The 17522-nt window shown below is 70.7% G+C and carries 15 protein-coding genes; 1 reads left to right on the top strand and 14 read right to left on the bottom strand.

From position 1 onward, the window contains the following. Positions 1-50: 50 nt before the first annotated feature. The 11 genes from AB0I54_RS17410 to AB0I54_RS17360 form a co-directional block, all read right to left on the bottom strand. Complete coding sequence (locus tag AB0I54_RS17410; RefSeq protein ID WP_363296840.1) at positions 51-1157, bottom strand: aminopeptidase P family protein; 1107 nt, start codon at positions 1155-1157, stop codon at positions 51-53. Positions 1158-1262: 105 nt separating this feature from the next. Then, complete coding sequence (locus AB0I54_RS17405) at positions 1263-2153, bottom strand: Pro-rich N-terminal domain-containing protein (RefSeq protein WP_363296839.1); 891 nt, start codon at positions 2151-2153, stop codon at positions 1263-1265. A gap of 222 nt (positions 2154-2375) precedes the next feature. Further along, entirely contained in the window at positions 2376-3467 is a 1092-nt protein-coding gene (gene aroB, locus AB0I54_RS17400) for a 3-dehydroquinate synthase (protein ID WP_363296838.1), read from the bottom strand. Then, positions 3464-3946 carry a shikimate kinase gene (locus tag AB0I54_RS17395; protein WP_363296952.1) on the bottom strand — a complete coding sequence of 161 codons (483 nt, stop codon included), beginning with the start codon at positions 3944-3946 and terminating at the stop codon, positions 3464-3466. The genes aroB and AB0I54_RS17395 overlap by 4 nt, the downstream gene beginning before the upstream one ends. A 32-nt stretch (positions 3947-3978) precedes the next feature. Then, on the bottom strand, positions 3979-5163 hold the full coding sequence (gene aroC / locus AB0I54_RS17390) for a chorismate synthase (RefSeq protein ID WP_363296837.1): 1185 nt from the start codon (positions 5161-5163) through the stop codon (positions 3979-3981). 176 nt (positions 5164-5339) lie between these two features. Then, on the bottom strand, positions 5340-6179 hold the full coding sequence (locus tag AB0I54_RS17385; RefSeq protein WP_363296836.1) for a shikimate dehydrogenase: 840 nt from the start codon (positions 6177-6179) through the stop codon (positions 5340-5342). Between the two features lie 82 nt (positions 6180-6261). After that, positions 6262-7977, bottom strand: a complete 1716-nt coding sequence (gene mltG, locus AB0I54_RS17380) for an endolytic transglycosylase MltG (RefSeq protein WP_363296835.1) — start codon at positions 7975-7977, stop codon at positions 6262-6264. Positions 7978-8101: 124 nt separating this feature from the next. Continuing rightward, positions 8102-8566: a Holliday junction resolvase RuvX gene (ruvX, locus tag AB0I54_RS17375; RefSeq protein WP_363296834.1), complete on the bottom strand. Its 465-nt coding sequence runs from the start codon at positions 8564-8566 to the stop codon at positions 8102-8104. A gap of 14 nt (positions 8567-8580) precedes the next feature. Continuing rightward, positions 8581-11253 (bottom strand): alanine--tRNA ligase, encoded by a 2673-nt coding sequence (gene alaS / locus AB0I54_RS17370; protein ID WP_363296833.1) that lies wholly within the window; start codon positions 11251-11253, stop codon positions 8581-8583. Further along, entirely contained in the window at positions 11253-11600 is a 348-nt protein-coding gene (locus AB0I54_RS17365) for a hypothetical protein (protein ID WP_363296832.1), read from the bottom strand. Before AB0I54_RS17365 ends, alaS begins: the two co-directional genes overlap by 1 nt. 9 nt (positions 11601-11609) lie before the next feature. Beyond that, positions 11610-12053: a DUF948 domain-containing protein gene (locus tag AB0I54_RS17360; RefSeq protein ID WP_363296831.1), complete on the bottom strand. Its 444-nt coding sequence runs from the start codon at positions 12051-12053 to the stop codon at positions 11610-11612. 163 nt (positions 12054-12216) lie between these two features. Between AB0I54_RS17360 and AB0I54_RS17355 the strand changes: the two genes are divergently transcribed. Next, positions 12217-14382: an AAA family ATPase gene (locus tag AB0I54_RS17355; protein WP_363296830.1), complete on the top strand. Its 2166-nt coding sequence runs from the start codon at positions 12217-12219 to the stop codon at positions 14380-14382. Positions 14383-14403: 21 nt separating this feature from the next. On the opposite strand, the gene rpsD is transcribed toward AB0I54_RS17355, so the two are convergent. The 3 genes from rpsD to AB0I54_RS17340 form a co-directional block, all read right to left on the bottom strand. Continuing rightward, complete coding sequence (rpsD, locus tag AB0I54_RS17350; protein WP_014671539.1) at positions 14404-15018, bottom strand: 30S ribosomal protein S4; 615 nt, start codon at positions 15016-15018, stop codon at positions 14404-14406. Between the two features lie 301 nt (positions 15019-15319). Then, positions 15320-16675, bottom strand: coding sequence for a replication-associated recombination protein A (locus AB0I54_RS17345; RefSeq protein ID WP_363296829.1), 1356 nt, complete (start codon positions 16673-16675; stop codon positions 15320-15322). Between the two features lie 76 nt (positions 16676-16751). Beyond that, on the bottom strand, positions 16752-17402 hold the full coding sequence (locus AB0I54_RS17340; RefSeq protein ID WP_363296828.1) for a vitamin K epoxide reductase family protein: 651 nt from the start codon (positions 17400-17402) through the stop codon (positions 16752-16754). Positions 17403-17522 lie beyond the last annotated feature (120 nt).

Genomic DNA, 17522 nt, shown 5'->3' with positions numbered 1-17522 from the left:
GTTGCGGAATCTCCTGGACTGACGTGGACGACCCCGGGGCACGCACCTGCCTAGAGGGCGAGCAGCTCCTTGGTCGTGATGGTGAGTAGCTCGGGTCCGCCGTCCGCCTCGGGGCGTACGACGAGCGTGTCATCGATCCGGACACCGCCCCGGCCCGGGAGGTGGACCCCCGGTTCGACGGTGACCGGCACGCAAGCGTCCAGTTTACCCATGGCTGCGGGAGCCAACTGCGGGTCCTCGTCGATTTCGAGTCCTACCCCATGTCCCGTGAGCGGCTGCAGGCCTTCTCCGTACCCTGCCGAATCCAGTATCTGCCGTGCGGCCCGGTCCACGTCACGGTAGGCCGCACCCGGTGCCAGGGCCTCCCGGCCTGCCCGCTGAGCGGCGAAGACAAGGTCGTACAACTCGATCTGCCAGTCGGCCGGGGACGTACCGATGACGAAGGTACGGCCGATCTCGCAGCGATAGCCGCGATAGGTGGCGCCCAGACAGACGGAGAGGAAGTCGCCCTCCTCGACGCGCCGGTCGGTGGGGCGGTGGCCGCGGCGGCCGGAGTTCGGCCCGGTGGCCACGGAGGTGGGGAAGCCGGGGCCGTCGGCGCCGTGGTCGACGAGCCGCCGCTCCAGTTCCAGGGCGAGGTGCCGTTCGGTGCGGCCGACCAGGATGGACTCCAGGAGTTCGCCCAGCGCCTGGTCGGCGATCTCCGCGCCGATCCGCAGGCAGGAGATCTCCTCCTCGTCCTTGACGACCCTGAGCTGCTCGACGGCTCCGCCGAGGTCGGCGAGGCGCAGCTCGGGGGCGGTCGCGGCGAGCGCCCGGTGGCGGCTGACCGTGAGGTGGTGTTCCTCGACGGCCATGGAGTCGGCGTCCTGGGCCGTGGCGAGCCCGGCCGCCGCGACCGCCGGGTCGCCTCCCCTGCCGGACAGGATGTGCACCCTCAGGTTCTCGTCCGGCCGCCCTTCGCAGGGGCGGTCGTCGGGCGGGTCGGCGCACACCAGGAGATCCTCGCGTCTGCCGAGCAGCAGCACGGCGCCATGCGGGGACGCGCCCGCGAGGTACCGCACGTTGGCGGGGCATGACACCAGCGCGGCGGGGCTGCCGCCGGCGTTGCAGCGTTCTTTGAGCCTTGCTCGGCGGGCCGCGTACACCTCTGACATGACACGAGCGTAGGAGCGGTGGGCGGATTGTGCCGGTTGGGAGGGTGCGGTCGGGGGACGGGGTGGGTTCGGCCGCGAAGTGCCGGGTGCGGCGGCGCCCCCTGGCTACCAGTTCGGGGGGCTGGCCATCGCCCTGGCCAGGACGTCGTCCAGGACCCGTGCCGTGGCCGGGACGTCGAGCTGGGAGTTGTCGATGATCGGGAGGCCCGAGCCGTACCAGCCGGCCATGCGGCCGTGGATGCGGGCGACCTCCTCGTCGGTGAGGCGGCGGTTGCCGGTGCGCTCGGCATTGCGCTCCAGGACGATGTCCAGGCCGGGCAGCAGGACGACGGGGAGCAGGCCGGGGCCCACATGGCGCTTCCAGCCGCCGAGGCCGACGACCGGGCGGTCCGGGAAGACCGCGTCGTCGAGGATGCACGAGATGCCGTTGGCCAGGAAGTTCCGGGCGGCGAAGCCACAGGTGCGGCGGGCCAGGCGGTACTGCGCCTCGGAGTGGTCGTTCCAGCCGGACTGGGGGTCGGCGAAGCCCGAGCGGACCCATTCGCGCACGTCGTCGAGGCTGATGTGGGCGGTGGGGACCCGGCGGTGGTCCGCCCAGTACTTGGCCACGCTCGTCTTGCCCGCGCCCGCCGGGCCGATCAGCAGCACGGCCAGCGTCGTGGCCGTCGGGTCGGGCGCGACCGCGGCGGGCGGCGCGCTGGGCATGGCGACGGGGCCGCCGGGCGGCAGTGGCACATGGCCGGTGGTGTCGGGTGTCGAGGGAGCGGGAGCGTGCTGCGGGACCGGAGGCTGCGGGGGTGCGGGCGGCATCGGTCCGGACGGGATTCCGGCGCCGGTGAAGCCCGGCGCCGGTGGCGGTGGAGGCACGGGTGCGGGACCCTGGTGGGCTCCCGGGTGGTGCGGACCCGGGTGGTGTGCGGCCGGCGACCAGCCGGCGGCCGGTCCCTGCCCCGGCTGAGGGGGCTGCGGCAGCGGAGATCCCACTGCGTGCTGCATCCGGTGCCACTCCGTCTCGTTCTTCTTGCTCGGTCCACCACTCGCCGCGGGCAATTGGTGCTGGCAGCGGGCGTGGACCCGCTCTCCCCCACAGCCTAAAGGGCGTGGGAGCGGCCCCCGTCCGAACGGTACCGCCCCCGGCCGTCGTTTGGTGAAACGACCGGGGGCGGTGCAAAGTGCCCGCCTGCGAAGGCGATTCGGGCAGAAGGAACGTCGGGGGACTTACTGGCCCACTTCTCCGTACGCGGCGAGAAGTACGGCCGGGTCGGGCCCCTCCAGGACGGTCGGCTTGGCGAGACCGTCGAGAACGATGAAGCGCAGCAGGTCGCCGCGGGACTTCTTGTCGACCTTCATCGTCTCCAGCAGCTTGGGCCACTGGTCGTGGCGGTAGTGCAGCGGCAGCCCGACGGCCTCCAGGACCGTGCGGTGGCGGTCGGCCGTCGCGTCGTCCAACCGGCCCGCGAGACGGCCGAGTTCGGCGGCGAAGTGCATACCGACCGCGACCGCGGCGCCGTGCCGCCACTTGTAGCGCTCGTTCTTCTCGATCGCGTGGCCGAGCGTGTGACCGTAGTTGAGGATCTCGCGCAGGCCCGACTCCTTCAGGTCGGAGGAGACGACCTCCGCCTTGACCCGGATCGACCGCTCGATCAGCTCGGCCGTGTGCGGGCCCGCCGGGGTGCGCGCCGCCTCGGGGTCGGACTCGATGAGCTCCAGGATCACCGGGTCGGCGATGAAACCGGCCTTGATGATCTCGGCGAGCCCGGAGACGTAGTCGTTGACGGACAGCGACTCCAGCGCGGCCAGGTCGCACAGCACGCCCGTGGGCGGGTGGAAGGCACCGACTAGGTTCTTGCCCTCGGCCGTGTTGATGCCGGTCTTGCCGCCGACGGCCGCGTCGACCATGGCCAGCACGGTCGTCGGGACCGCGATCCAGCGGACCCCGCGCAGCCAGGTCGCGGCCACGAATCCGGCGAGGTCGGTGGTCGCGCCGCCGCCCACGCCGACGATGACGTCGCTGCGGGTGAAGCCGGACTGGCCGAGCGCCTTCCAGCAGTAGGCGGCGACCTCGGCGGTCTTGGCCTCCTCGGCGTTGGGCACCTGGATGGCGACGGCCTCGTAGCCCTGTCCGGCCAGGTCGGCCCGCAGGGCGTCGCCCGTCTCCGCGAGGGCCTCGGGGTGGATCACCGCGACCCGCTTGACCCGGTCACCGATCAACCCGGCCAGGTCACCCAGGAGTTGACGGCCCACCAGGACCTCGTACGGCTCGGTGCCCGCCGTGCCGCCGACCTGGATCCGCGTCACTGCCTCGCTCATGCTTGTTTCAACTCCAGTGCGTCCAGCGCTGCTTGGGTGACCTCTTCGGGCGTACGGCCGTCCGTGGACACGACCGCCGTGGCGACCCCCTCGTACAGGTGCCGCCGCGCCTCCATCAGCTCGCGCCACTGCTTGCGCGGGTTGACCGCGAGCAGCGGCCGGGCCACGTTCAGACCGGTGCGCCTGACGGCCTCCTCGACGTCCATCGAGAGGTAGACCACGCGGTTCCCGGCGAGCAGCGCGCGGGTGTCCTCGTCGAGGATGGCGCCGCCGCCGAGCGCGAGGACGCCGTTGTGCTCGGCGAGCGCGGTGTGCACCGCCCGCTTCTCGATCGCGCGGAAGGCGGGCTCGCCGTCCTCCACGAAGATGTCGGCGATGGTCCGGCCCTCGGCGGCCACGATGTCCTCGTCGGTGTCCCGGTAGCCGACGCCCAGCCGCTCGGCGAGCAGCTGCCCGACCGTGGACTTGCCGACACCCATCGGGCCGACGAGCACGACCGCGGGCAAGGCGCTCACCGGATCGCCAGGTTGTCGAGGTACGACTGGACGTTGCGGCGGGTCTCGGTGACCGAGTCACCGCCGAACTTCTCCGCCACCGCGTCCGCGAGGACCAGGGCGACCATCGCCTCGGCGACGATGCCGGCGGCCGGCACGGCGGAGACGTCGGAGCGCTGGTGGTGGGCCTGGGTGGCTTCGCCGGTCGACACATCCACGGTCTGCAGCGCCCGCGGCACGGTCGCGATCGGCTTCATCGCGGCCCGCACCCGTAGCAGCTCACCGGTGGTCAGCCCGCCCTCGGTGCCGCCGGAGCGGCCGGAGACACGGCGGATGCCTTCGGGCGTGTTGACGATCTCGTCGTGCGCCTTCGAACCCGGGACCCGGGCCAGCTCGAAGCCGTCGCCGAGCTCGACGCCCTTGATCGCCTGAATGCCCATCAGGGCACCGGCCAGCCGGGCGTCCAGCTTGCGGTCCCAGTGCACATGCGAACCGAGGCCCACCGGAACGCCGTACGCGAGCACCTCGACCACGCCGCCGAGCGTGTCGCCGTCCTTGTGGGCCTGATCGACCTCCGCGACCATCGCCTTCGACGCGTCCGCGTCCAGGCAGCGCAGCGGGTCGGCGTCCAGCTTCTCGACGTCGGCCGGTGTCGGGTACACACCCTGCGGAGCCTTCACGGAGCACAGCTCCACGACGTGCGAGACGATCTCGACGCCCGCCGTCTCCTTCAGATACGACCGGGCGACCGCGCCGAGTGCCACACGGGCCGCCGTCTCACGCGCCGAGGCACGCTCCAGGATCGGCCGGGCATCGTCGAAGCCGTACTTCTGCATGCCGGCGAGGTCAGCGTGACCGGGACGCGGACGGGTCAGCGGGGCGTTGCGGGCGAGCCCGGCGAGGACCTCCGGGTCCACCGGGTCGGCCGCCATGACCTGCTCCCACTTGGGCCACTCACTGTTGCCGACCATGATCGCGACCGGGGAGCCGAGGGTGAGGCCGTGGCGGACGCCGCCGAGGAAGGTGACCTCGTCGCGCTCGAACTTCATCCGCGCACCGCGCCCATAGCCGAGCCGCCGCCGCGCGAGGTGGTCGGCGACCATCTCGGTGGTGATCGGCACGCCGGCGGGAAGGCCCTCCAGCGTCGCGACAAGTGCGGGACCGTGGGACTCCCCCGCGGTCAGCCAACGCAGCCTGCTCAACGATGCTCCTCAGTGCTCGCGCCCTGGTTACTGCCCTGCGTACGCGCGACCTCGCGTACGGCGACGGCTCGACCGGGTGCGCGGCCCCGGTCCGCCACCTCCGATCCTCCCACGTCCGAGGCGCGGTCCGGCCGCCGGTCCAGCAAGCGGACGCGCGTCGGGAAGGAAACGGGAAGTCAGCGCTCGGCGAGCGCCTTCTCCCCGGCCCGGCGCATGGCGTCCAGCGGGGCCGGCGCGCGGCCGGTCATCCGCTCGACCTGGAGCACGGCCTGGTGCACCAGCAGGTCGAGGCCGCTGACGACGGCCCCGCCGAACATGGACCAGCGGGCGGCGAGGTCGGTGGGCCAGGGGTTGTAGAGCACGTCGAAGAGGGTGGTGGGCCGCTCGGGTACGGCGCTGGCCAGCGCGTCGGTGGCGCCGGCGGGGGTGGTGGCGATCACGAGGGGCGCGTGCAGCGCCTGTGCCGCGTCGTCCCAGTCGGCCGTACGGACCTCGACGTCGAGCCGCTCGCCCCACTGCCGCATCTCGGCGGCCCGGGTCTCGCTGCGGACGTATGCGACGACCTCGCCGGTGCAGATGCGGGCCAGGGCGGCCAGGGCGGAGGAGGCGGTGGCGCCCGCGCCGAGGATGGCCGCCGAGTCGACCTGCTCGATGCCGTGCTCACGAAGGGCGGCCACGATGCCCGGGATATCGGTGTTGTCCCCCAGGCGCCGGCCGTCCTCGGTGAAGACGACCGTGTTGACCGCGTCGACGGAGGCGGCCGTCTCACTGACCTCGTCGACCAGCGGGATGACCGCCCGCTTCAGCGGCATGGTCAGCGACAGCCCCGCCCACTCAGGGCCCAGCCCCTCCAGGAAACCGGGCAGCCCGGCCTCGTCGACCTCGAAGCGGTCGTACGACCACCCGGTCAGGCCCAAAGCGTCGTACGCGGCCCGGTGCAGCACCGGGGAGAGCGAGTGGGCGATGGGCGAACCGAGCACGGCGGCCCGGCGGGCGTCAACTGCCCTTGACGTCATGGGAACCTCGGATATCGGGACATCGCCACTCATCGACCGAAGAGCTGCTGTCTGACGGTATGCACGGATCATACGCAGACGGTCAGCTCTTCTTCCGCGCCTCGTTCCACTGGTTGACCAGCTTCTCGTGCTCCGCGAGCGTCTTGGTGAACTTGCTGGTCTTGCCGTCCATCGAGATGAAGTAGTACCAGCCGTCGTGCGTCGGGGCGAGCGCGCCCCTGAGCGCCTCCTCGCCGGGGTTGTCGATCGGGCCCGGCGGCAGACCCTTGGCGTAGTAGGTGTTGTACGGGTTGTTGTACCTGCGCAGCTCGGCGATGCTCAGGTCGATCTTGCTCTGGTTCTTCACGTAGTTGTATGTGGAGTCGAACTCCAGCCGCCCGTAGGTCTGCGGGTTGTCCGGCTTGAGGCGGTTGTAGACGACCTCGGCCATCTTGCGGAAGTCGTCGTGGCTCGTGCCCTCGGCCTGCACCAGGCTCGCCACGGTGAGCAGCTGCCAGGGACTGTCGAGGCCGAGCGCCTTGGCCTTCTTCTCCACGCCCAGTTCCCGGTACGTGGCGGTGGCCTGGGACACCATGCTCTTGAGGACGGCCTCGGGCTTCTGACCCTTTGCGACCGCGTAGCTGGAGGGGTAGAGGAATCCTTCCAGCGGGTCCTTGAGGTTCGGCTGGTTCAGCGCCCAGGCGGGCAGACCGAGGTGCTTGTACTCCTTCTTCGCGACGGCGGCCGTGGTGCCCGCCTTCACTCCGAGGCGCTGGTCGATCTCGCTGTAGACCGCCGAGTTGCGCCGCCCCTCGGCGATGATCATGTTGCTGCGGCTCTTCGGGCTGAGCATCAGTTCCACCGCGCTCGCGGCGGACATGTGCTTCTCCAGCGTGTAGACGCCGTCCTGGAGGTACTTGCTCTTGGGGTTGGCCTGCTGTGCGGAGACGAACGCGGCCGCGCTCTCGACGACGCCCGCCTCTTGCAGCTTCTGGCCGATCGCCCAGCCGCCGGCGCCCTTCGGGATGACGACCACGACCTGCTCGCCGTTCCCGCTGCCCGCATAGTCCGGGGCCGGGCCGAAACGATTTTGGTAGAAGTGATAGCCGTAGTAGCCGACCCCGCCGAGACCGCCGCCGAACACCAGGACGACGAACATGAAGGCGCAGCCGTTGCGCCGTTTCTTCTTGCCGCCCTTGCCGCCGTTGGCCGCCTTGCCCTTCGCGTCACCGCGCCCGCGCCGGCCCTTCGGGTCGTCGTCGAAGTCGTCCTCGTCATCGTCGTCCGAGAAGAAGGCGTGCTCGCCCTGGTCGGGCCCCGGGTCCCAGTCGGTCTCCGGCTCCGGTTCGGGACGCCTGCGGCCGGGCGGCTCCGGCGGCGGATACGCGTCCGGTGTGCCGTAGAGATCGGGCTGCTGCGCGCCGTACGCCACGGGCTGCTGGCCGTAAGGGTCGCCCGGGTCGGCGGCGTAGGGGACGTGTCCATGGGTGCCGGTCGCGTCCCAGCCGCCCTGCTGGTACTGCGGCTGGGCCTGCGCGGCGTACTGCTGCTGTGGCTGACCGGCGTACTGCTGCTGGCCGTAGGGCCGACCCTGAGCGTCGTAGTACTGGTTCTGCTGCTGGCCGTATCCGCCCTGCTGTCCCTGGGCCTGGCCCCAGCCACCCTGCTGCGGCTGCTGCGGATAGTGCTGCGGCTGGCCGCCGTAGGCAGGCTGCTGGCCCACGTGGGCCTGCTGCTGCCCTTCCCATCCGACGTCCCCGTACAACGGGTCCTCCGGATGCCACGGTTCGGAGCCTGGGCCCCGGCCATACTCAGTCATCGATCCCCTAGAGCCGCGAGGCGGCGGCGACACACGGCCCGGGGGGCCGGTATCCGTTCCGCCTCTTGCTGTGCGGTGGCTGTTCGAACACCATCGCATCGCGCGGAACGTTACCGTATCGCGATCAGATGACCACTTCGACGCCCTCGCCGGGTGGTTTACCTGACACCCGTTCGGATTCCAGGGCCTGCTGCAGGATGATCACGGCGGCCGCCTGGTCGATGACGGAGCGGCCCTTCTTGGATTTCACCCCGGAGGCGCGCAGTCCCTGACTGGCCGTCACCGTCGTCATCCGCTCGTCGACCAGGCGGACCGGCACCGGCTTGACGCCCTTGGCGAGTTCCTGGGCGAAGGCGCGGACCTTGATCGCGGCCGGTCCCTCGCCCCCCTTGAGGGAGCGAGGCAGACCGACGACGACCTCGATCGGCTCGTACTCCTCGACCAGTTGTCTGAGCCTGCGGTGAGCTGCCGGAATGTCCCGCCCGGGAACGGTCTCCACCGGAGTGGCGAGGATCCCGTCGGGGTCGCACGAGGCGACCCCGATCCGGGCATCCCCGACGTCGATCGCGAGTCGACGCCCTCTGCGCATTTCTGACCGTTTCCTTACTTGGCGGTGTCGGCGACGAGACGCTCGACGGCGTCCACGGCCTCACCGACGGCGCCCGGGTTCTGACCGCCGCCCTGGGCGACGTCCGGCTTGCCGCCACCGCCGCCGCCGAGGGTCTTGGCGGCCGTACGGACCAGGTCACCGGCCTTGAGACCGCGCTCACGGGCGGCCTCGTTGGTGGCGATGACCGTGAGCGGCTTGCCGTTGTTCACCGTGAACAGGGCGACCACGGCGGCCCGGCCGCCCTGGATGCGACCGCGCACGTCGAGGACCAGCTTGCGCAGGTCGTCCGGCGTGGTGCCGTCCGGGACCCGGCCGGTGACCACGGCGACGCCGTTGATGTCCCTGGCGGACTCGACGAGACCGGCGGCGGCCTGCAGCACCTTCTCGGCGCGGAACTTCTCGATCTCCTTCTCGGCGTCCTTCAGCTTGCCGAGCATGGCGGAGACCTTCTCCGGAAGCTCCTCCGAGCGGCCCTTGATCAGCTCCTGGAGCTGGGCGACGACCGTGTGCTCGCGGGCGAGGAAGTTGTAGGCGTCGACACCGACGAGGGCCTCGATACGGCGTACACCCGAGCCGATGGACGACTCGCCCAGCAGCTTCACCAGACCCAGTTGGGCGGTGTTGTGCACATGCGTGCCGCCGCACAGCTCCTTGGAGAAGTCCCCGATGGTCACGACGCGGACGCGCTCGCCGTACTTCTCGCCGAACTCGGCGATGGCGCCCTGCTTCTTGGCCTCGTCGATGCCCATGACCTCGGCGTGCACATCGAGGTCGCGGGCGAGCACCTCGTTGATCTTCTGCTCGACGTCGGTCATCACGGCCGTCGGAACGGCGGACGGGGAGCCGAAGTCGAAGCGGAAGCGGCCGGGCTGGTTCTCGGAACCGGCCTGGGCGGCCGTCGGGCCGAGGGCGTCGCGCAGCGCCTGGTGGGTGAGGTGGGTGGCCGAGTGGGCGCGGGCGATGGCCTTGCGGCGACGCTGGTCGATCGAGGCGTGGGCCTTGGCGCCGACGGTCACCTCGCCGACCTGGACGACGCCCTTGTGGACGTACACGCCCGGGACCGGCTTCTGGGTGTCGCGGACCTCGATGACGGCACCGGAGTCCACCTTGATACGGCCGGTGTCACCGATCTGACCGCCGCCCTCGGCGTAGAACGGGGTGCGGTCGAGGACGATCTCGACCTCGTCGCCCTCGGTGGCGGCCGGGGAGGAGACGCCGTCGACCAGGATGCCGACGACGGTGGTCTCGCCCTCGGTGTCCGAGTAGCCGATGAAGTCGGTGGCACCGGCCTTGTCGGCGATCTCACGGTAGGCGCCCATGTCGGCGTGGCCGGTCTTCTTGGCCTGGGCGTCGGCCTTGGCGCGCTCCCGCTGCTCCTTCATCAGGCGGCGGAAGCCCTCCTCGTCCACCGACAGGCCCTGCTCGGCGGCCATCTCGAGGGTGAGGTCGATCGGGAAGCCCCAGGTGTCGTGGAGCAGGAAGGCCTTGTCGCCGGCCAGGACCGTGCCGCCGGCCTGCTTCGTCTCGGTGACGGCGGTGTCGAGGATGTTGGTGCCGGCCTTCAGCGTCTTGAGGAAGGCGTTCTCCTCGGCGAGGGCGACCTTCTCGATGCGCTCGCGGTCGGTGACCAGCTCCGGGTACTGCTGGCCCATCATGCCGATCACGACCTCGATCAGGTCCTTGACGACGGGGCCGGTGGCGCCCAGCAGCCGCATGTTGCGGATGGCGCGGCGCATGATGCGGCGCAGGACGTAGCCACGGCCCTCGTTGCCGGGGGTGACGCCGTCGCCGATGAGCATGGTGGCGGTGCGCATGTGGTCGGTGACCACACGCAGGGACACGTCCGAGTCGTGGGCGTCACCGTAGGCGACACCGGTCAGCTCGGTGGCCCTGTTGATCACGGCCATCGAGGTGTCGATCTCGTACATGTTCTGCACGCCCTGCAGAATCATGGCGAGACGCTCCAGGCCGAGGCCCGTGTCGATGTTCTTGCTCGGGAGCTCGCCGAGGATCTCGAAGTTGTCCTTGCCGGTGCCCTCGCCGCGCTCGTACTGCATGAAGACGAGGTTCCAGATCTCCACGTACCGCTCGTCGTTGACGGCCGGGCCGCCCTCGACGCCGAACTCGGGGCCGCGGTCGTAGTTGATCTCGGAACAGGGGCCACAGGGTCCGGGGACGCCCATGGACCAGTAGTTGTCCTTCATGCCGAGGCGCTGGATGCGCTCCTTGGGCACGCCGACGACCTCGTGCCAGATGCGCTCGGCCTCGTCGTCGTCCTTGTAGACGGTGATCCACAGACGCTCGGGGTCGAGGCCGTAACCGCCCTTGTCCTGGGGGTCGGTGAGCAGCTCCCAGGCGAGCTTGATGGCGCCTTCCTTGAAGTAGTCGCCGAAGGAGAAGTTGCCGCACATCTGGAAGAACGTGCCGTGGCGGGTGGTCTTGCCGACCTCTTCGATGTCGGGCGTGCGCACGCACTTCTGCACGCTGGTGGCGCGCGGGTACGGCGGCTTGACCTCACCCAGGAAGTAGGGCTTGAAGGGCACCATGCCGGCGGGAACGAGGAGCAGAGTCGGGTCGTCCGCGATGAGCGACGCCGAAGGGACGACGGTGTGCCCGCGCTCCTCGAAGAAGCTCAGCCAGCGGCGGCGAATCTCGGCCGACTCCATCAGTGGTCCTCATTCCGGTTGTACGAGTACGTCGTGTTCTCGATGTACTTCGGGTTGCTGCGGTTGTTCTCGATGGCGTTATACCGCCGGGGCGCGGGAAGTTGGGGGCTCTGGTCGATGCCCAGGGCCTCCTCCAGCTCGGCCTCCCGCTGCGCCATGTTGTCGCGGACGTCGAGCGCGAAACCGACCGCGCGGTCCTTGAGGCGCTGACCCGTTTCGAGCGCCTTGTTCGCGGCGGACGCGGCGAGGTTCTCGGGGGTCAGCTGCTTGAGCTTGCGGTTGACCTTCGTGGTGGCCCACACACCGGCGGCGACACCCGTGGTGAACCAGAACGTACGGCGGAACATCGCTAGGTCTCAGTCCTTCTTCCGCTTCGCCCGCCGCGCGGCCGGGACCGTCCGGCCCACGATCACGGTACGCCTGGGTTCCTTGACGGGCACGTCCGCCCTGCGGCCGCCCAGCGCCCGGCGCACGCCGTAGCCGAAGGCCGCGACCTTGACCAGGGGGCCGCCGAAGGTGGAGGCGACGGTGGTCGACAGCGCGGAGGCGTTCGAGGTGACCTCCTGGACGTCGGAGGCGATCGCGTCGACCCGGTCGATCTGCGTCTGCGCCGAGCGCACGGCCGTCGAGGCGTCGGCGAGCAGCGGGACGGCCTGGTCGGTCACGTCCGCGACGAGCTTGGTGGTCGCCTTGAGCGTCTGGGCCAGCCTCGCCAGCGCGACGGCGAGGAAGGAGACCAGGATCGCCCAGAAGACGGCCACCAGGATCCCGGCCACCTCTCCACCGGACACCGTGCGCACCCGCTCTCTGAAACGTGCTCTGAAGATCGGAACCATGAAAAAAGCAGTGCACCGAGCCTATCGCGCCGGGCATGCGGCTCCGTACCGGATTACCTTCCGCGAGCGGCGGACTTGCGCGAAGCGATTGTACGGACCGAACACGCTTCAGTACGCTCCGTGTCCCATGCGAGCTCCTCAACGCCCGGGTCCCTCGACGGACGGCAATCTGCCCCTGGAGCTCGACTCCTTCGTGGGACGGTCGGCCGAACTCGCCGGGCTGGGCCGGGCACTCCGGGCCGGGCGGCTGGTGACGGTGACCGGTGCGGGCGGGGTCGGCAAGTCGCGGCTCGCGGCGCGGGCGGCGGCGGAATCGGCGCCGCGGGACGGCGTGTGGCGCGTGGAGCTGGCACCGGTGCACGATCCGGACTTCGTGGACTACGCGGTCGTGGCGGCGCTGGGGCTGACGGACCACACCACGCGGCCGCCGCTCCGGGCGCTGCTCGAGCATCTCGCCCATCGCCAACTCCTGCTGGTTCTGGACGGGTTCGAGCATCTGGTGGACGCGTGCGCCGCGCTGGTGACCGAACTGCTGCGGCGGGTGCCGGGGCTGCGGGTGCTCGCCGTGGGCCGGCGGCCGCTGGCGGTGGCGGGTGAGCGGCTGTTCCCGCTGGCTCCGCTCGGTGTGGACGAGGCGGTGGAGCTGCTCCTGGACCGGGCGGCCCGGCAGGGGGTGGAGGCGCGGGACGATGCGGACCTGCGGGAGCTGTGCCGCCGTCTGGACGGGATCCCGCTGGCGGTCGAGCTGGCCGCGGGGCGGTTACGGGTCCTGCCGCCCGGCCGGCTGCTGGAGCGGCTCGACGACCGGTTCGGGCTGCTGACCGGCGGGAGCCGGGACGCCCTCCCCCGCCATCGGACGCTGCGCACGACCATCGGCTGGAGCCACGAGCTGTGCACACCCGCGGAGCGGCTGCTGTGGGCGCGGCTCTCGGTGTTCGCCCAGACGTTCGACCTGGAGGCGGCCGAGTATGTGTGCAGCGGTGCCGGACTGCCCGCCGCCGACGTCCTCGACGTGCTGTCGGAGCTGCTCACGCAGTCGGTCGTCTCGCGCGAGGAGAGCCCGGCGGGCGTGCGCTACCGCATGCTGGACACGGTCCGTGCCTACGGCGCCGACTGGCTGGCGGCGACGGGGGACGCAAAGCGGCTGCGCCGGCGCCATCGCGACTGGTACATGGGCCTGGCGACCTGGTGCGAACTGGACTGGTTCTCGCCGCGGCAGGCCGAGGTGGCCGCGCGCGTCGAGGCCGAGCTGCCGAATCTGCGGATCGCCCTGGAGCACTGTCTGTCCGGGTCCGACGACACACATCTGGGCCAGTACCTGGCGGGTTCGCTGTGGTTCTACTGGGTCGGCTGCGGGCAGCTGTCGGAGGGACGGCGCTGGCTTGAGCGCAGCGTGGAGCTGGAGTCGGACTACGAGCAGTCCCGGCTGAAGGCCCTGTGGGTGCTCGCTCATGTCGCGATCCTGCAGGGCGACCCGGTTCCGGCGCTGGCCGCCCTGCACGAGTGCCGGGAAGAGGCGGATCGGGCCGCGAACGCGACGGCGGTGGCGTACGCGGAACACCGCAGCGGCTGTCTGGCCCTGGTCACGGACGACATGGCACGCGCAGAAACGCTGCTGCGCTCGGCGCTGGCCCACTACCGGGAGATCGGCGAGCTCAACAGCAACGTGCTGATGGCCCAGGTCGAGCTGGCGATGGCGCGGGCGTTTCGCGGGCAACTGCCGGACGCGGTGCGGCTGTGCGAGGACGTGCGCCAAGTGTGCGACGACCACGGGGAGCGGTGGGCCCGGTCGTACGCGCTGTACGTGCTGGCGTACGCGGCCTGGCGGGACGGCGATCCGGCGCGGGCCCGGGACCTGCTGGCGGACAGCCTTGACCATGCGCACTCGTTCCGCGATCTGCTGGGCTCGGTGCTGTCGATCGAGCTGCTGGCCCTGGTCACGGCGACGCTGGGCGACCCCGGTGAGGCGGCCGTGCTGCAGGGCGCGGCGGCCCGGCTGTGGCCTTCGGTGGGGTTGCCGCTGTTCGGCTCGGCCCACTTCAACGCCCCGCACGAGCTGTGCGAGGTGACGGCCAGGGAAGCGCTGGGCGACGAGCGGTACGAGGAGTGCGCACGGGAGGGAGCAGGGCTGGACGGGGAGGCGGCGGTGGCCCGGGCGCTGGGGCGGCACGGCGTGCGCCCGCTGGACGCCCTGCCGTCGCCGCGCGGACCGGAGCGGCACACCGCGCAGGAGTCGGGCATGCGAAAGCCCGCCGCCTCGCCCACCCGGAAGGGCGGGGAGACGGCGGGCTGAGGTACTACGTCCGGCTGGTGATCAGCGGGCGTAGTACTCGACGACGAGCTGCTCGTCGCAGATGACCGGAACTTCCTTGCGGTTCGGCTCGCGGTCCAGGCGGAACGCCAGGGCCTTGAGGTTCACCTGCAGGTAGCGGGGGGTCTCACCGTCGGGGGCGAAGCCACCCTCACGGGCGATCTGGAAGAGCGTCTTGTCCTTGGAGCGGTCGCGGACCTGGACGACGTCGTCCGGACGGACACGGAAGGACGGCTTGTCGACCTTCTGGCCGTTGACCTGGATGTGGCCGTGGACGACCATCTGGCGGGCCTGGTAGATCGTGCGGGCGATGCCCGAACGCAGGACCAGCGCGTCGAGGCGGCGCTCCAGCTCGACGATCAGGGCCTCACCCGTCTTGCCCTGAACCTTGGAGGCGCGCTCGTAGGCGCGGACCAGCTGGCGCTCGGAGATGTCGTACTGCGCGCGCAGACGCTGCTTCTCCAGCAGACGGACCTTGTAGTCCGAGTTCTGCTTGCGGCCACGGCCGTGCTCACCCGGCGGGTAGGGGCGGGCCTCGAAGTACTTGACGGCCTTCGGGGTCAGCGCGATGCCGAGGGCACGCGACTTCTTGACCTTGGGGCGGGACTGGTTCGCCACTGTCTCTTTCTTCCTTCTGATATTCGGCTCGTCAGGGTTGAGGGAGGTCGCATCCGCAGCCGGGGAAACCCGCCGGTCCACCTGGGACCTACCGGGCAGCCGCTCCCCTGGTCTGGGCACATACGTGCAGCACGCGAGTGGCCCACCGACCGCTCCCGGAGCTCCGGGTGGTGGTGGGCTGCCCGCGACACCTTCGACGGTGCGCGACGCTCCTGGAGCCGGTCCACGAGGAACCGGGCTCCGGCTGGTTGTCCCGCTCTGACAGCGCGGGACTCAGCGCTCCGGGAATTCTACAGGCTGCTCAGGACCGTCTGCGACCGAGGTGCTTCCTGGTCCACTCGACCGCGTCCGCGTAGCGCGCCTCGGCGCCGTGCCGGGTCGGGGCGTAGTACTCGCGGTCCTTGATCGGGTCCGGGGCGTACTGCTGCTCGGCGATGCCCTCGGGCAGGTCGTGCGGATAGACGTACCCCTGCGCATGGCCGAGCTTGGCGGCGCCCTTGTAATGCCCGTCGCGCAGATGCGGGGGCACCTGACCGGCCAGTCCCTTGCGTACGTCCTCCAGGGCGGCGCCGATCGCGGTGGTCGCGGAGTTGGACTTGGGGGCCAGGGCGAGGGCGATGGTGGCGTGGCTGAGGATGAGGGCGGCTTCGGGGAAGCCGATCATGGCCACGGCCTGCGCGGCCGCGACCGCCGTCGGCAGCGCGTTCGGGTCGGCGAGGCCGATGTCCTCGCTGGCGGAGATCATCAGGCGGCGGGCGATGAAGCGGGGGTCCTCGCCCGCCTCGATCATGCGGGCCAGGTAGTGCAGGGCCGCGTCGACGTCGGAGCCGCGGATCGACTTGATGAGGGCGCTCGCGACGTCGTAGTGCTGGTCGCCGTCGCGGTCGTACTTCACCGCGGCCCGGTCGACCGTCTCCTCCAGCGTGGCCAGGGCGAGCTCCGTCTCGCCCTTGTCGAGCGCGGCCCCGGCGGCGGCCTCCAGGGCGGTCAGGGCCCGGCGGGCGTCGCCGCCGGCGATCCGCAGGAGGTGGTCCTCGGTGTCCTCGGGCAGGGTGACGGCGTCCTTCAGACCGCGCCCGTCGCTCAGTGCGCGGCGCAGCAGGCCGCGTATGTCGTCGTCGGTGAGGGGTTCGAGGGTCAGCAGCAGAGAGCGGGACAGCAGCGGGGAGATCACCGAGAAGTACGGGTTCTCGGTGGTCGCCGCGATCAGGGTGACCCAGCGGTTCTCCACCGCCGGGAGCAGGGAGTCCTGCTGTGCCTTGCTGAAGCGGTGGATCTCGTCGAGGAAGAGGACGGTCTCCTTGCCGTATCCGCCGGTGGCGCGGCGGGCGCCGTCGATGACCGCGCGGACCTCCTTGACGCCCGCCGTGATCGCGGACAGCTCCACGAACCGCTTGTCGGTGGCCTTGGAGACGACGTACGCGAGGGTCGTCTTGCCGGTGCCGGGCGGGCCCCAGAGGATGACCGAGGACGGTCCGGCCGGGCCGCCGTTGCCCTCGCCGACCAGTCTGCGCAGGGGCGAGCCGGGCTTCAGGAGGTGCTGCTGGCCCACGACCTCGTCGAGGGTGCGCGGGCGCATCCGCACCGCCAGGGGGCTGCCTGCCGGGTCCTTCTCCTGGCGTTCTTCCGCCGCGGCGGTGAAGAGGTCGGGTTCCACGCTGAAACCCTAAGACACGGCACTGACAATCCCGTCAGGGCCGTCGGCCGGTCCGTCCGGGCCGTCGGCCGGTCCGTCAGCTCGTCCAGAAGTCCCACCAGCGGGTCAGGATCAGCATGCCGATGACGCCGGTGTGCAGGACCGGCAGCACCCAGGTGAACTCGCCGAAGAAGCCCTTGAGCCAGCGCGGGGCCGGCAGGAAGTCGTTGCGGACGTTGAACGACGTCACGTACCAGAACATGAAGATCGTGGCGACCCAGGCCAGCGAGCACCACAGGCACAGCGCGTTGATCCGGTACAGGGACTGGAACTGCAGCCAGGTGACGAAGCCGACGCCGAAGAGCGTGCCGAAGTTGAAGGTCAGCCAGTACCAGCGCGGGAAGCGGGCCCGGGCCAGCAGGCTCATGCCGACGCAGATCACGATGCCGTAGGCCACCAGGCCGAGCATCGGGTTGGGGAAGCCGAAGGCGGCGGCCTGCTTGCTCTCCATGACGCTGCCGCAGGAGACGACCGGGTTGAGGCTGCACCCGGGGGTGAAGGTCTTGCCCGCGACCTTGGCCTCAAGGATCTTGAACTTGTCGATCGTGATGACCCAGGCGGCGAGCAGACCGGCGGCGCCGGTGATGATCAGCAGCAGGGCGAAGGCGCGGCTGCCGCCCTCCGTGCGCGCGGTGGCACGCTCGGGCGCGGGGTCCGTCGAGACGTCTTTGACTGTCGTCTTGCTCATCACGCCGATCCGTCTGCTTGAGAGTTGGACATTCCTTGGGCAGGGGCCATTGTGCCGCACGAGCAGGTCTGTCCACCGTTCGGTGGACATAAGGAGGTACGCACGGTCGTCCCCGAACGT

It is taken from the genome of Streptomyces sp. NPDC050625, assembly GCF_040654755.1.
Classification (GTDB): domain Bacteria; phylum Actinomycetota; class Actinomycetes; order Streptomycetales; family Streptomycetaceae; genus Streptomyces.
The sequence above is the reverse complement of the archived record's forward strand: the minus strand, read 5'-3'. Positions and strand labels throughout refer to the sequence as shown.